The sequence below is a fragment of the Gordonia sp. 'Campus' genome (assembly GCF_022206305.1).
Lineage (GTDB): Bacteria > Actinomycetota > Actinomycetes > Mycobacteriales > Mycobacteriaceae > Gordonia.
Map to the genome: position 1 here is coordinate 206,792 of NZ_JAKOIW010000001.1, position 14,925 is coordinate 221,716.

The 14,925-nt window shown below is 67.9% G+C and carries 10 protein-coding genes and 1 tRNA gene; 8 read left to right on the forward strand and 3 right to left on the reverse strand.

What is annotated here, in order from left to right; genetic code table 11:
- Positions 1–128: 128 nt before the first annotated feature.
- Entirely contained in the window at positions 129–1,118 is a 990-nt protein-coding gene (gene selD, locus MAY35_RS00935) for a selenide, water dikinase SelD (RefSeq protein ID WP_374237910.1), read from the reverse strand.
- A gap of 71 nt (positions 1,119–1,189) precedes the next feature.
- Here selD and MAY35_RS00940 point away from each other — a divergent pair, with 71 nt between their 5' ends.
- The 5 genes from MAY35_RS00940 to MAY35_RS00960 all read left to right on the forward strand — a co-directional run bounded on the left by MAY35_RS00940 (position 1,190) and on the right by MAY35_RS00960 (position 6,699).
- Entirely contained in the window at positions 1,190–1,480 is a 291-nt protein-coding gene (locus MAY35_RS00940) for a hypothetical protein (protein WP_238418751.1), read from the forward strand.
- A gap of 34 nt (positions 1,481–1,514) precedes the next feature.
- Positions 1,515–1,609, forward strand: a tRNA-Sec gene (locus MAY35_RS00945).
- Positions 1,610–1,732: 123 nt separating this feature from the next.
- Complete coding sequence (gene selA, locus MAY35_RS00950) at positions 1,733–3,049, forward strand: L-seryl-tRNA(Sec) selenium transferase (RefSeq protein WP_238418752.1); 1,317 nt, start codon at positions 1,733–1,735, stop codon at positions 3,047–3,049.
- A gap of 38 nt (positions 3,050–3,087) precedes the next feature.
- The gene (selB, locus tag MAY35_RS00955) at positions 3,088–4,881 is read left to right on the forward strand and encodes a selenocysteine-specific translation elongation factor (RefSeq protein ID WP_238418753.1); all 1,794 of its coding nucleotides are present in this window, start codon (positions 3,088–3,090) and stop codon (positions 4,879–4,881) included.
- Between the two features lie 204 nt (positions 4,882–5,085).
- The gene (locus MAY35_RS00960; RefSeq protein WP_238418754.1) at positions 5,086–6,699 is read left to right on the forward strand and encodes an HNH endonuclease signature motif containing protein; all 1,614 of its coding nucleotides are present in this window, start codon (positions 5,086–5,088) and stop codon (positions 6,697–6,699) included.
- Between the two features lie 92 nt (positions 6,700–6,791).
- On the opposite strand, the gene clpB is transcribed toward MAY35_RS00960, so the two are convergent.
- Complete coding sequence (gene clpB, locus MAY35_RS00965; RefSeq protein WP_238418755.1) at positions 6,792–9,344, reverse strand: ATP-dependent chaperone ClpB; 2,553 nt, start codon at positions 9,342–9,344, stop codon at positions 6,792–6,794.
- A gap of 213 nt (positions 9,345–9,557) precedes the next feature.
- Here clpB and MAY35_RS00970 point away from each other — a divergent pair, with 213 nt between their 5' ends.
- Positions 9,558–10,994, forward strand: coding sequence for a glucose-6-phosphate dehydrogenase (NADP(+)) (locus MAY35_RS00970; protein ID WP_281063072.1), 1,437 nt, complete (start codon positions 9,558–9,560; stop codon positions 10,992–10,994).
- A 24-nt stretch (positions 10,995–11,018) separates the two neighbouring features.
- On the opposite strand, the gene MAY35_RS00975 is transcribed toward MAY35_RS00970, so the two are convergent.
- Positions 11,019–12,914, reverse strand: a complete 1,896-nt coding sequence (locus tag MAY35_RS00975) for a glycoside hydrolase family 15 protein (RefSeq protein WP_238418756.1) — start codon at positions 12,912–12,914, stop codon at positions 11,019–11,021.
- Between the two features lie 139 nt (positions 12,915–13,053).
- On the opposite strand from MAY35_RS00975, the gene MAY35_RS00980 reads away from it, so the two are divergent.
- On the forward strand, positions 13,054–14,313 hold the full coding sequence (locus MAY35_RS00980; RefSeq protein WP_238418971.1) for a cytochrome P450: 1,260 nt from the start codon (positions 13,054–13,056) through the stop codon (positions 14,311–14,313).
- Positions 14,314–14,370: 57 nt separating this feature from the next.
- A complete protein-coding gene (locus tag MAY35_RS00985; RefSeq protein WP_238418757.1) occupies positions 14,371–14,922 on the forward strand; it encodes a DUF6328 family protein in 552 nt (183 codons plus the stop codon).
- Positions 14,923–14,925 lie beyond the last annotated feature (3 nt).

Sequence of the window (14,925 nt, forward strand, 5' to 3'; positions counted from 1 at the left end):
GCCCCAGCTCCCCGAGGTGCGAGGAGCGCAAGCGACGCGCCTCCTGCTCCCTGAGGTGCGAGGAGCGCAAGCGACGAGCCCCCACGCTCCCTGAGGTGCGAGGAGCGCAAGCGACGAGCCACGAAGGGTCAGCCCACCGTGATCCCGGAGCCGGCCACCGTCTCCCCGATCACCGGATAGCCCGGTACCTCACCGACCACCAGGAGCCCGCCCGATGTCTGGGCGTCGGCCAGGAACAGCAGGTCGTCGTCGGTGATTGCGGCACCGAGGGTCAGGTGCGGGCGCACCCAGTCGAGGTTGCGGCGGGTTCCGCCGGACACGAACCCGTCGCGCAGGGCCTCGGCCGCGCCGCCCACCGCGGGTACCGCGCTGCGGTCGAGCACCGCGCCGACGCCGGACGCGCGGCACAACTTGTGGAGGTGACCGAGCAAACCGAAACCGGTGACGTCGGTCGCCGCGCGGGCACCGGCTGCGACCGCGGCCGTCGATGCGTCGCGATTGAGCGTCGTCATCAGGGCGACCGCCTCGTCGAACACCTCGCCGGTCTGCTTGTGCCGGTTGTTCAGCAGCCCGACGCCGATCGGTTTGGTGAGGGTGATCGGCAGGCCAGCCTCGGCGGCGTCATTGCGCAGCAACCGGTCGGGGTGGGCGACACCCGTCACCGCCATGCCGTACTTGGGTTCCGGGTCGTCGATGGTGTGCCCGCCGATGACCGGGCAGCCCGCCGACGCCCCGACGTCGAGACCCCCGCGCAGCACCTCGGTCATCAACTCCATCGGCAGGACACCTCGTGGCCAGCCGACCAGGTTGATCGCGACGACGGGGGTACCGCCCATCGCGTAGATGTCGGACAGCGCGTTCGCGGCGGCGATGCGGCCCCAGTCGTAGGGATCGTCGACGACTGGCGTGAAGAAGTCGGCGGTGGAGAGCACCGCGAGGTCGTCACGGACGCGCACGGCCGCGGCGTCGTCCCCGGCGTCGAGCCCGACGATGATGTCGTCGCCGACCTGGCCGGTCAGCCCGGCTACCGCCTGCTCGAGCTCGCCCGGCGGGATCTTGCATGCACATCCACCACCGTGGGCGTAGCCGGTGAGTCGGACGGGAGCATCATCACGCACAGTCACCGTGCCGAGGGTAGCCCTCACGCAATCAGACGTGTCCCCGACCGCGGATCGCTACCATCGGGCACATGAGGCAGGCAGACGGCGAGTACTACGTCACCGCGGACGAGCTACAGGCGTTCTGGGAGTCGGGTCACGACTACTGGTACATGCGGGAGGACGGTTCCACCGACCTGTATGGCGACGAGCTCGACATCACCCACGGCTGGCCCATCTTCTTGATGAAGCGGGACGAGGACTGGTTTGCGAAGTGGGACGGCGATTTTCGACGAGCGGTCGAGGAGGATCTCAATCCGAAGCTGATCCGCCACTTCGAGGAGCTGATCACCCAGGGGAACTGGCCGCACCAGCAGGACTGACGGTTCTCGCCGTCGGATACGTTGGACGGCGCAAGGAGGCGTATGGGTCCTGGTGGGCTCCCCGGTCTTCAAAACCGGTGAGGTCGAGTATCTCGGTCTGGCGGGTTCGATTCCCGTCCGCCTCCGCCACCCACCGCCGGCTGAGCCGGTGACGAGCAGGGCGAGAGCCACCCACCGCCGGCTGAGCCGGTGACGAGCAGGGCGAGAGCCACCCACCGCCGGCTGAGCCGGTGACGAGCGAAGCGAGGAGCCGTGTCGAAGCCCCCCGTCACCGACCCGCGTCGCCGGATTCCACGCACCGACGCCCTGCTGACACTGCCCGCCGCGATCGACGCCCGAAAGCGACTGGGCGACGAGACCGTTCGCGACACCATCCGCGCCGCACAGGAAGCCGCGCGGCGCGGTGAACTGTCGCCCGACGAGGTCGAGCAGGCGGTCGTCGACGCACTCTCCGGTCACCGCGCGTCCTCGGCACGTCCGGTGCTGAACGCCACCGGCGTCGTCGTGCACACCAATCTGGGTCGGGCGCCACTCTCCCCCACCGCACTCGAAGCCGTCGTCGCTGCATCAGGCTACGTGGATGTGGAACTGGATCTCCGGACCGGGACGCGGTCGAAGCGCGGGGCGGCCACCCGCGCGGCGCTCGTGCGCGCCTGTCCCGCCGCCGGAGATGCGTTGATGGTCAACAACGGTGCCGCCGCGCTGGTGCTGGCGACGACCGCGCTGGCCGCCGGCCGGGCGGTGGTGATCAGCCGTGGCGAGATGATCGAGATCGGTGCCGGCTTCCGGCTCACCGAGCTGATCGCGTCGACCGGCGCACGGCTGCACGAGGTCGGTACGACCAACCGGACCCACGCACGCGATTACGCCGACGCCCTCGCCTCGGACGACGTCGGTGCCATCCTCAAAGTCCACCCCAGCAACTTCCGCGTGGAGGGTTTCACCAGCGACACCTCGCTGGCGGAGTTGCGCGACCTCGGCCGGGCGCACGACGTGCCCGTCGTCGCCGACATCGGCAGCGGACTCCTGCGACCAGACCCGCTGCTGCCCGACGAGCCGGACGCGACGACGACACTGGAATCCGGGGCCGATCTGGTGATCGCGAGCGGCGACAAGCTCCTGGGCGGTCCGCAGGCCGGACTTCTCCTCGGCGACTTAGCGCTCGTGCAGCGATTGGCGAAACACCCTCTGGCACGGGCGGTTCGCGCGGACAAGCTCGCACTCGCCGCCATGGAGGCGACCGTCGGCGGGCCACGGCCTCCGGTCTGGGAGTACCTCCACGCCGACCCTGAGAAGCTTCGTGCACGCACCGAGTCCCTGGGTGTCGCAGTCGGTTTCCCGGTTGTCGCACACGACGGGCGGGTAGGTGGCGGTGGCGCACCCGGCGTTCCGCTACCAGGGTGGGCGGTGCGGCTCCCGGTCGCCGCGGCCGAACGCCTCCGCCTCGGCGATCCCGCCGTGCTGCCCCGCGTCCACGACGACGCGTGTCTCGTCGACGTGCGGTGCGTCCCCGAGGCCGACGATCCGCGACTCGTCGCCGCGATCGTCCAGGCCCTGGACGAACTGTGAATCCCGAATCGTGAAGCACGGCTGATGAAGTGCAGCTCATGAAGTACGTGGTCGCCACCGCCGGACACGTGGACCACGGCAAGTCCACCTTGGTACGGGCGTTGACCGGCATCGAACCGGACCGGTGGGAGGAGGAACGACGCCGCGGCCTGACCATCGACCTGGGTTTCGCCTGGACGACACTGCCTTCCGGCGCCGATGTGGCTTTCGTCGACGTCCCCGGTCATGAGCGGTTCATCCCGAACATGTTGGCCGGGCTGGGGCCTGCGCCGGTCGTCCTGTTCGTCGTGGCCGCCGACGAGGGGTGGCGTGCCCAGTCCGACGACCACCGCGACGCCGTCGCCGCACTCGGCATCGAATCCGGACTGCTGGTCGTCACCCGCGCCGACCGGGCGTCGGCCGATCGGATCCGCGAGGTGATCGACGAAGCACGACACCGGCTGGGCGACACCGGTCTTGCCCATGTTCCCGCGGTGGCGGTGTCCGCGATCGACCACTCCGGCATCGACGAGTTGCGCACGACCCTCGACGATGTTCTCGCGCAATCACCTTCGCCACCGACCTCCGGTCGTGTCCGGTTCTGGATCGACCGGGTGTTCACCCGCACCGGGGCCGGTACGGTCGTCACGGGCACCCTGGCGTCGGGAACCATCTCGGTCGGCGACACCCTGGACCTGCATACCCTCCACGGCGAACGCCGGGTCGATGTCCGCGGATTGCAGAGCGAGGGCGCGACTCTCACGACGGCGGGTCCGGTCAGCCGGGTCGCGGTCAACCTCCGCGGTGCCGGTGTCGACGACGTCGCGCGCGGTGACGCGCTCGTGACTCCGGTCGCCTGGCACGCGTCCGACCTCATCGACATACGACGCGCGAGCGGTACGCCGTTCGCCGAGGTCCCCGAGCACCTGATCGCCCACATCGGCACGGCCGCGGTACCGGTGCGCGTACGACCGCTCGACCCCGACCATTGCCGCCTCACGCTCTCCCACGCCCTCCCGCTGTCGACAGGAGACCGGGTGGTCCTGCGCGATCCCGGGCAGCGGATCGTCGGCGGTGGCGTTGTCCTGCACCCCGATCCGCCGCCACTGACTCGCCGGGGTGACGCCGTACGTCGAGCGGCAATCCTGGCGGCCATGACCGACGGCGCGGGAGCTGCCGAGGAGGTCATGCGACGGGGCGCGGTGCGCGTCGCCGATCTGGCACGACTCGGTCTCGTCGACGACGTGGACCCCGCGCCGCGGGGCGTCCGTGCGATCGACGGATGGTGGGTCGCCGAGGCGTCACTCGCGGCCTGGGCCGGACGACTACACACCGCTGTTGTCGAGCTGCACGAGCGGGACCCGTTGTCCGCGGGCATGTCCGCGGCGGGAGCGCCCGCACTGTTGGGTCTGCCGGATTCCGCGTTGCTGGACGCCGTCGTCGCCGAGGCGGGACTCACGTCATCCGACGGCCACCTGTCGGTGCCCGGCCACACCCCCTCCCTCGGGGACGCCGAGGACGCGCTCCGCGCCTTGGAGCGACGTCTCTCCGACCATCCGTTCCGCGCTCCCGAAGCCGACGACCTCTCCGCACTGGGACTGGGCGCCAGGGAACTGGCCGCGGCCGAGCGCGCCGACCGAGTGCTCCGGTTGGGCGACGGGGTCGTACTGCTACCCACCGCCCCGGCACTGGCGATGCGCATCCTCGCCTCGCTCGATCAGCCGTTCACCACCAGCGCCGCCCGTCAGGCGCTGGGAACCACTCGGCGCGTGGTGATCCCACTGCTCGAGCACCTGGACTCCCGCAGGTGGACCCGCCGGATCGACGCCGGGCACCGCGAGGTCGTGCGCTGATCTCTGGCCGGCGAAACACCCCGGTCAGATCGAAGCGCGAGTCACAGAAGAACGCCACCCGCCCGAGCCCCTATCACACGGCACCGACAACATGCTGTCGCCGAATAGCATTGCACAGCAGCATTTTTGACCTTGCCTAGTTTTCACATTGGTGTACACTCGAACATACATTCGCAGCAACGGTTCTCGGGGGAGGTGACCGTCATGACCGATACTCAACGCAACGACGGCACCGACGTGCCGCCTCCACGTGCGGTCGAAGTGGTGGCCGATCTCCACCGCATCCTCGACGAACTGCAGTCCGTGGACCTGTCGCCGTGTACCGATGCCGAGTTGGCGGATGTGGCAGCCGATACCGAACGTGCCATCGCACGGTTGACCGTTGCCGGCGACCGGCAGATCGACCAGGTCGAAGCCCGCGACCTCCCCCGCAAGACCGGCTGCCGAACCCTCATGCAGTTCATGACCCATCGGCTACGCGTCTCCAATCCGATGCGACGCCGCAAGCACATGGACGCCACCGCCCACCGCACCAGCCTCGGCGGCGAAATCCTTGAACCCGAACACCCCCGTCTCGCCGAGGCATTCGCGCAAGGAACCGTCGGCACCGCCCACGTCCAGGCCACCCTCGACGTCCTCGACCGCATCCCACCGGCCGTCGACCACGACGTGAAAGTCGCCGCCGAACGACAAATGGCCGAGATCGCCACCGACCACACCCCCGCCGACATCACCCAACTCGGCGCGCGGCTCCTCGCCCACCTCGACCCCGACGGCACCCTGACCGACGACTCCGACCGCAAACGGCGCCGCAACCTGTGGGTCAACCGCCAACGCGCCGACGGCACCGCCAAGATGACAGCCACCCTCACCCCCGAACTGACCGCCCGCGTGACCATGTTGCTCACCGTCTGGGCCAAACCTGGCATGAACAACCCCAACGACCCAGACTCGCCCACCGGGTCAGTCGACGACGCCGACCCCGACACCCTGGCCGCAGCAGCCGACCGCGACGACCGCACGCCCGCCCAGATCAACCACGACGCCCTCAACGCCCTCCTGAAAGCGGTGCTCGAAGACGGACTGCTCGGCAAGTCGCACCGCGGCCTGCCCGTGCAACTCATCATCAAAGCCGACCTCGGTGACCTCATCCGCGAAGCCGGGCTCGCCACCACCGCCACCGGAACCCTGCTACCCATCCCCAACCTCATCGCCCTCGCCGGCGAGATCCAACCCTGGTTGGCGATCTTCAAAGATCACACCACCGTTCCGCTGCACTTCGGGCGTGGCAAACGCCTCGCCACCCGCGGGCAACGCCTCGCCTCATTCGCCCGCCCCGACGGGGAAGTCTGTTCCGCGCCTGGCTGCGACCAGCCCGCCACCCACGTCGAACTCCACCACGCCCAGAAAGATTGGGCTAAAGGCGGTCTCACCGACATCGACGACCTCGCCCCGGCCTGTCCGCGGCACAACCGGATGGTCGGCGACCAGCCCGGCCAGTACACCACCCGCATCGAACGGTCCGGACCCGACGAAGGCCGCTGCGTCTGGCGACTCAACACCGAACCGGGAGCGCCACCCAACCCCGAACACATCAACCGCCGACCCGACATACCCCGACGGTTCGCAGAACATCTGAACACAGTGCGCGACGAGATCCACGGACCACCACCACCGTCCGGCCATGACGCACGCCCAGATGACCTGCGCTTGAACATCAGCCACGTCATCGACGTCCGACCACCGCGACCTGGACAACCCCCACCCCGACCCTCCCTCGTCGAAGCACAGCTCACGGAGCTACTCGCCACCCTCTGAACCATGCACAACGACAAAGGGACCCATCCCGAAGGATGGGTCCCTTGTCTTGCCATGAACTCTGTCTTGCGATGAACTGTGTCGAGCTGAGATCAGCCGAGCACCAACGACTCTCCGTCGGCACTGACGTTGACCGGCACCACGTCACCGTCGCGGATGTCTCCGGCGAGCAGTTGCTTGGCGAGCTGGTCACCGATGGCCTGCTGCACCAACCGGCGCAGCGGGCGCGCACCGTACAGCGGGTCGAATCCGCGTGCGCCCAGCCATTCCTTGGCCTTGAGGGACACCTCGAGGTCGAGGCGACGCTGTGCAAGGCGCTTCTTGAGCTGGCCGAGCTGGATGTCGACGATCGACACCAGTTCCTCCGGGCTCAGGGCATCGAAGATCACCACATCGTCGAGACGGTTGATGAACTCCGGCTTGAACGCCGACCGCACCGCCATCATGACCTGGTCCTTGTCGCCACCCGCACCGAGGTTCGAGGTGAGGATCAGGATGGTGTTGCGGAAGTCCACCGTCCGGCCCTGGCCGTCGGTCAGGCGACCTTCGTCCAGCACCTGCAGCAGCACGTCGAATACGTCCGGGTGGGCCTTCTCGATCTCGTCGAACAGGACCACCGTGTACGGACGACGCCGCACTGCCTCGGTCAGCTGTCCGCCGGCCTCGTACCCGACGTAACCGGGCGGGGCACCGACGAGCCGTGCGACGCTGTGCTTCTCGCCGTACTCGCTCATGTCGATGCGGACCATCGCCCGCTCGTCGTCGAACAAGAACTCGGCGAGCGCTTTGGCGAGCTCGGTCTTGCCGACACCGGTGGGGCCGAGGAACATGAACGAGCCGAGCGGCCGGTTCGGGTCGGCGACGCCGGCGCGTGCACGGCGCACCGCGTCGGACACCGCCTGCACCGCGTCCTTCTGGCCGATGACCCGGTGTCCCAGTTCGTCTTCCATGCGCAGCAGCTTGGCGGTCTCACCCTCGAGCATCCGTCCGGCCGGGATTCCGGTCCACGCCGACACGACCTGGGCCACGTCGTCGGGTCCGACCTCCTCCTGCAGCATCACGTCCTGAGACGGATCGGTGCCGGTCTTCTCGATCGCGGCCTCGAGTTCCTTCTCCAGTCCGGGGATCTTGCCGTACCGCAGCTCGGCAGCACGTCCGAGGTCACCGTCACGCTCGGCCCGATCTGCCTCGCCGCGAAGCCGTTCCAGCTCCTCCTTGAGGTCACGGACCGCGTCGATGGCGGTCTTCTCCGACTGCCACCGGGCGGAGAGCTCGTTGAGCTTCTCCTTCTGGTCGGCCAGCTCGGCGCGCAGCTTCTCGAGCCGCTCCTTCGACGCCGCGTCGGTCTCCTTCTCCAGGGCGACCTCTTCGACCTCGAGCCGGCGGACGATCCGCTCGACCTCGTCGATCTCGACGGGGCGCGAGTCGATCTCCATCCGCAACCGCGACGCCGCCTCGTCGACGAGGTCGATGGCCTTGTCGGGCAGGAAGCGCGAGGTGATGTAGCGGTCGGAAAGCGTTGCGGCAGCCACCAGAGCGGAGTCGGTGATGCGCACGCCGTGGTGCACCTCGTATCGGTCCTTGAGGCCGCGGAGGATGCCGATGGCGTCTTCGACCGACGGCTCGCCGACGTACACCTGCTGGAAACGACGCTCGAGAGCGGCGTCCTTCTCGATGTACTTGCGATACTCCTCGAGGGTCGTGGCACCGACCAGCCGCAGCTCACCACGGGCGAGCATCGGCTTGATCATGTTGCCCGCGTCCATCGCGGAATCGCCTGTCGCACCGGCACCCACGATCGTGTGCAACTCGTCGATGAAGGTGATGACCTGTCCGGCCGACTCCTTGATCTCGTCGAGCACGGCCTTGAGGCGTTCCTCGAACTCGCCGCGGTACTTGGCACCGGCGACCATCGACCCCATGTCGAGGGAGACGACGGTCTTGCCGCGCAGCGACTCCGGCACATCGCCGGCGACGATGCGCTGGGCGAGGCCCTCGACGATCGCGGTCTTGCCGACGCCGGGCTCACCGATGAGGACCGGGTTGTTCTTGGTCCGTCGGCTGAGCACCTGCACGACGCGACGAATCTCGGTGTCGCGGCCGATGACCGGGTCGAGCTTGCCCTCGCGGGCGGCCGCGGTCAGGTCGGTCGAGTACTTCTCGAGAGCCTGGTAGGTCGATTCGGGATCCTCGGAAGTGACCCGCGCGCTGCCGCGCACGGCGACGAACGCCTCGCGCAGGGCCTGCGGCGTCGCACCGAGGTTGTGCAGCAATTTGGCGACATCGGAGTCGCCGGTAGCCAGACCGACGACGACGTGCTCGGTAGAGACGTACTCGTCGTCGAGTTCACCGGCCAGCTGCTGGGCGGCGGTGACGGCCGCGATCGATTCGCGGGATAGTTGAGGCGTCGAGCTGGCGCCGGACACCGTCGGCATGCGATCGACCAATCCCTGGGCCTGCGCACGAACGCTCGACGGGTCCACGCCCACTGCCTTCAGCAGTGGCGACGCGATGCCGTCGGACTGATCGAGCAACGCCACCAGGATGTGGGCCGGTCGCACGTCGGGGTTTCCAGCACTGGCCGCCGCCTGCACAGCAGAACTCAATGCTTGCTGCGTCTTGGTGGTCGGGTTGAAGCTGTCCACTCGCGTGCACCTTTCTCTTTAGTCCAACAGGCTCAAGTATGAGCCATACGCGGTCTACAACGCCAACAGAGTTGAGTCCATTCCGCTCATGTCTATCGAATATGTGATCTGCGCCACTTCTAAGCCCGTCGCCGAGGGACCTCGATCTTGGCACCGATGACCCGCGGCCGGCGGATGTCTGTACTTCGCCACTCCGGTGGGCACTATTGATGCATGACCGCAGACAGCTCCGCACCGGAGAACGCGACACCGTCCGATTCTGACGCGGACTCAGCAGTGATCTTCGTACTCTTCGGGTCGACCGGCGACCTCGCCAAGCGGATGGTCCTGCCGTCGCTGTACGAACTCCACCGCCGCGACCTGCTCCCCCGCGGGTGGCAGCTCATCGGCAACGGGCGGGGCGACCGCACCGACGACGAGTTCCGGCAGCACGTCAAGGATGCGATCGAGGAGTTCGGTGCGGACGGGTCGGGCTCGTCGGACGAGTGGAAGTCGTTCGCCGAGACCATCCGGTTCGCCGGCGGCGGGTTCACCGCGGACGACCCCGGCCGTCTGCTGGAGGTGATCGACGCCGCCCGCGGCGCCGTCGGGGACACCGCTCAATTGGTCCACTACCTGGCCCTGCCGCCGACCACCTTCATCGACTACACGAAAGCCATTGCCGCGCATGGTCTCGCGAAGGGTTCGCGGGTCGTCTACGAGAAGCCGTTCGGGACGTCTCCCGACGGTTTCCGGGCCCTCGATGAAGCGGTGCACGAATCCCTCGACGAGAAGCAGATCTACCGGATCGACCACTTCCTGGGGAAGGAGAGCACGCAGAACCTGCACGTCCTGCGTTTCGCCAACGGACTGTTCGCCGGGGTGTGGAACCGCGAACACGTGGCCGAGGTCCAGATCGACGTCCCCGAAACCCTCGACATCGCCGACCGCGCCGCGTTCTACGACGCCACCGGGGCATTCCTGGACATGATCGTCACGCACCTGTTCCAGGTGGCAGCCGAAGTCGCGATGGAACCTCCGGCGTCGCTCGGCGCCGACGACCTGCTCGACGCGCGGGAGTCGGTCATCGCGGCCTTCCGTCCGCTCGACCCCGCCGAGGTGGTCTACGGCCAGTACGACGGTTACCGCGAGACCGAGGGCATCCCCGAGGACTCCACCACCGAGACGTTCGCAGCCGTGCGCCTGTGGGTCGACACCGACCGCTGGCACGGCGTCCCGTTCCTGCTCCGGACCGGCAAGATGCTCGACCACAGCTCGCAACGACTCAGCCTCGTGTTCCGAGCCCCCACCGACGGTCCGCTGACCGACACCCCGAAGGACGGCACCGTGCTGACCTTCGACCTGGCCGGCGACGGCGCCATCGATCTGGCCGTCACGGTCAAGGAACCGGGTTCGGGCACCGACCTCTCCGTCGCGCACATGACCGAGCAGCTCGACGAGGTGGCCGACGGCCTGTCGCCGTACGCGCGGCTCATCGTCGACGTGCTGCGCGGTGACCGGTCGCTGTTCACCCGGCCCGACGGCCTCGCCCACGTGTGGGAGGTGGCCGCGCCGGTGTTGGACAATCCGCCTGCGCCGCAACCGTATGCGGCCGGATCGACCGGCCCCGCCGCCGCCGGCGACCTCTGCGGCGGGTCCGGCTGGATCTGACGCAGCCCTGGGATGATCCGGTAACTACTCCCCCAGGCGCCGATCGAGATTGATGGCCGCGCTGATCAGGGCGAGATGCGTGAACGCCTGCGGCATGTTGCCGAGTTGCTCGCCGGTGAGACCGACCTGCTCGGCGTAGAGGCCGAGATGATTGGCGTGGGTGAACATCTTCTCCAGAGCGAGACGCGCGTCGCCCAGGCGACCGGTCCGGGTGAGCGCCTCGACGTACCAGAACGAGCACAGCGAGAACGTCCCCTCGGCTCCATCGAGGCCGTCGTGTCCGCCGTCGGTGTCGTACCGGAACACCAGGGAGTCACTCACGAGTTCTTCCTCGATCCGCTCGAGGGTGCGGACGAAGCGCTCATCGGTGGGCGACAACAACTTCACGGCCGGGATCAACAACAGCGCCGCGTCCAGACGGTCGGAGTCGAGGGTCTGGACGAACGCCCCCACGTCGTCGTTCCAGCCCCGCTCCATGATCTGCACGAAGATGTCGTCGCGGGCTTTCATCCAACCGGCGACGTCACCGGGTAGTCCGCGCTGCCGGCTCATCCGGATCATCCGCTCGAGGGCCACCCACGACATCACGCGCGAGTAGACGTAGTCCTGCGGCTTGCTGCGCACCTCCCAGATGCTCTGGTCCGGGCGATCCCAGTTGTCGGCGAGCCACCCGGCCACCGTGCACAGATGCGTCCACGACCCGTAGGAGATCCCGGGGCCGTACTTGTTGTACAGGTACACCGAGTCGATGAGCTCGCCGTAGATGTCGAGTTGAAGTTGGTCGGCGGCGGCGTTGCCGATCAGCACCGGCGAGGTCTGCCGGTACCCCTCCCAATGGTCGAGCTCGGTCTCGGCCGGCGGCAATTCCCCGTCCAGGGTGTACATCAACCGCAGCGGCCCCAGATCTCCCGGCTCGTCGGCACCGTCGTCGAACCGGCAGGTCAGCCAGTCCATGAACGCACCGGCTTCGTCGGTGAAACCCAATCGAAGCAGGGCGTACAGCGTGAACGCCGCATCGCGGATCCACACGTAGCGGTAGTCCCAGTTCCGTTCGCCACCGATCTCCTCGGGAAGCGCGGCGGTGACCGCGGACACCACCGCCCCGGAAGGTTCGTGCGTCAGCAGTTTGAGTGTGAGAGCGGACCGATGCACCATCTCCCGCCACCGGCCGGTGTACGACGACCTCGACACCCAGTCCTGCCAGAAGGCGACCGTCGCGGCGACAACGGCGGGCGAACTGTCGTGGTCGAGCAGCTCGTCTTCGATGGGATCCGGCGCGAGGACGAACGTGACGCACTCGCCGGTTTCGACGGTGAAATCGGCCTGCGCGTCCCGGTCGTCCATCGTGTCGAGATCGACCGTGGAGACGAGATGCAGCACCAGGCCGTCGGTCTCGAAGCGAACCCGACGCCCGTCCTCGACGACCAGCTTGTGTGCCTCACGGCCGTAGTCGAACCGCGGCGCGATCGTCACGCGGAACCGGACGGAACCCCGGACACACGAGATCCGTCGGATGATCCGGGTCCGGTGGTCGGGGTCGTGCGGTCTCGCGATCGGCATCAGGTCCTGCACCTCGGCGACGCCGTCCTCGCTCAGGTAGCGGGTGACGAGCACGTTGGAGTCGGGCAGATAGAACTGACGCGTGGTGACGTCGCCGTCCACCGGTTCCACCGTCCAGGCGCCGCCTCGTCGGGCATCGAGCAACGAGCCGAAGACGCTCGGTGAGTCGAACCGCGGACAGCAGAACCAGTCGATCCGCCCATCCACTCCCACGACGGCCGCGGTCCGCAGATCACCGATGACACCGTGGTCGGCGATCGGCAGGTAGTCGCCCGCTGAGTCGGCGGTCGTCGCGCCGTCGCATCGGGAAGTCGGAGTCGATTCCTCGCCGGATTCGGTCGGGGTGCTCATGGCGGCCATTCGTCGCCTGCCTCCTCCCGGATGGGCGGGGCACATTCGATCGTGTTCGCGATTCCGGCCAACTGGAACACCCCGATATCGGACACTCGGATCCAGAATCACCCTCAACCGAAGGATGCACCCGGTGACGACAAGCAAGGTGAGCACGAGCACGGCAGACGACGCCGCCACCATCTTCGCCGACGCGACGGCCTACGCCGACGAGCCGCGCCTGCACGCGGCGATGGCTCATCTCCGCCGGCACAACCCGGTGGCACGCGTCGACCACGGGCCCTACCGCCCGTTCTACGCCATCACCAAACACGCCGACGTTCTGGACATCGAACGGGACAACAAGCTCTGGCTGAGCGCACCGCGGCCGGTGCTCACGACCGCCGCGGCCGACGACGTGGCCAAGGCACAACTGGATTCGGGTGCCGGACTGCGCACGCTGATCCACATGGACGATCCCCACCACCGCAAGGTGCGGGCCATCGGTGCCGACTGGTTCCGTCCGAAGGCCCTGCGCAACCTCCAGACCCGCGTCGACGAGCTCGCCAAGAGTTACGTCGACAAGATGGTGGAGATCGGCCCGGAATGCGACTTCGTCGAGGACATCGCGGTCCATTTCCCGCTCTCGGTGATCCTGTCACTGCTCGGCCTCCCCGAGGCCGACTACTCCCGGATGCACAAGCTCACCCAGGAGATGTTCGGCGCGGATGACGCCGAATACCGGCGTGGCACAACGCTCGAAGAGCGGATGGCGACGCTGCTGGACTTCTTCGACTACTTCAGCAAACTGACGGCATCCCGCCGCGAGAATCCGACCGACGATCTGGCCTCGGCGATCGCCAACGGCACCGTCGACGGTGAACCCCTCTCCGACGTCGACACCGCGTCGTACTACGTCATCGTGGCCAGCGCGGGTCACGACACCACCAAGGACGCCATCTCCGGCGGGCTGCGCGCGCTGATCGAGAACCCCGGGGAGCTCGACCGGCTACGCCGCGAACCCGAACTCATCGGCACCGCCGTGGAGGAGATGATCCGCTGGACGACCCCGGTCAAGGAGTTCATGCGCACAGCCGCCGAGGACACGACCGTGCGCGGCGTGCCCATCGCGAAAGGCGAATCGGTCTATCTCGCATACACATCGGCGAATCGGGACGACGAGGTCTTCGACGATCCCTTCACGTTCGATGTTGGCCGGTTTCCGAACCAGCACCTGGCGTTCGGGTACGGCGTGCACTTCTGCCTCGGCGCGGCCTTGGCGCGTATGGAGATGAAGAGCCTGTTCACCGAATTGATCCCGCGCCTGGACTCGATCGAGCTGGCGGGCGACCCAGAGCTCGCCGCCACGGTCTTCGTCGGCGGACTCAAGCACCTACCGATCCGGTACTCACTGCGAGCCGGGAAGTGACCGCTTCGAGACCCGAGATGACCGCTGGACGAGACCAGACGCTGCGACGATGAGCTGGTGGCCAGTCCGACCGACACCGATCGCACCGAGTCCGGCGCCGACGACGCCGCATGGAATCGTGCGCAGCGGGACGAGACGCAAACCCAACGGCTGGACCGCAACTGGAACTCACTCCTGCAGGAACTGCGCGTGGTGCAGACCGGCGTGCAGATACTCACCGGATTCCTCCTGACCCTGCCGTTCCACGACGGATTCGAGGAACTGGGCGGCGCACTCCGCGTCGTCTACCTCGTCACCGTCTCGTGCGCGGTGGGGGCGGCGATTCTCCTGGCCGCACCGGTCGCCCTGCATCGGGCGCTGTTCCGGCAGCACCAGCTCGCGATGGTCGTCAACCAGGCTCACTACATGGCCTTCGCCGGCCTCGCGCTCCTCGGTCTCGCGCTGTCGGGGGCGGTCACCGTCGTGTTCGGTGCGACCGCCGGGCCGGTGGCGTCGGTGATCGCCGGCGTGTGCACACTTCTGGCGTTCTCCGTCGCCTGGCTGATCCTCCCGCTGTGGCTGCGGGCCGCGACCGAATCCCCGGAGGACGACGCGTCCCGGTCGCGTTGACAG

Bases quoted from the DNA above. Each gene is read 5' to 3' on its own strand.
- MAY35_RS00940 (WP_238418751.1), top strand. From the start codon at position 1,190: ATGAGGCAGGCAGACGGCGAGTACTACGTCACCGCGGACGAGCTACAG.
- selB (WP_238418753.1), top strand. From the start codon at position 3,088: ATGAAGTACGTGGTCGCCACCGCCGGACACGTGGACCACGGCAAGTCC.
- MAY35_RS00960 (WP_238418754.1), top strand. From the start codon at position 5,086: ATGACCGATACTCAACGCAACGACGGCACCGACGTGCCGCCTCCACGT.
- MAY35_RS00970 (WP_281063072.1), top strand. From the start codon at position 9,558: ATGACCGCAGACAGCTCCGCACCGGAGAACGCGACACCGTCCGATTCT.
- MAY35_RS00975 (WP_238418756.1), bottom strand. From the start codon at position 12,914: ATGGCCGCCATGAGCACCCCGACCGAATCCGGCGAGGAATCGACTCCG.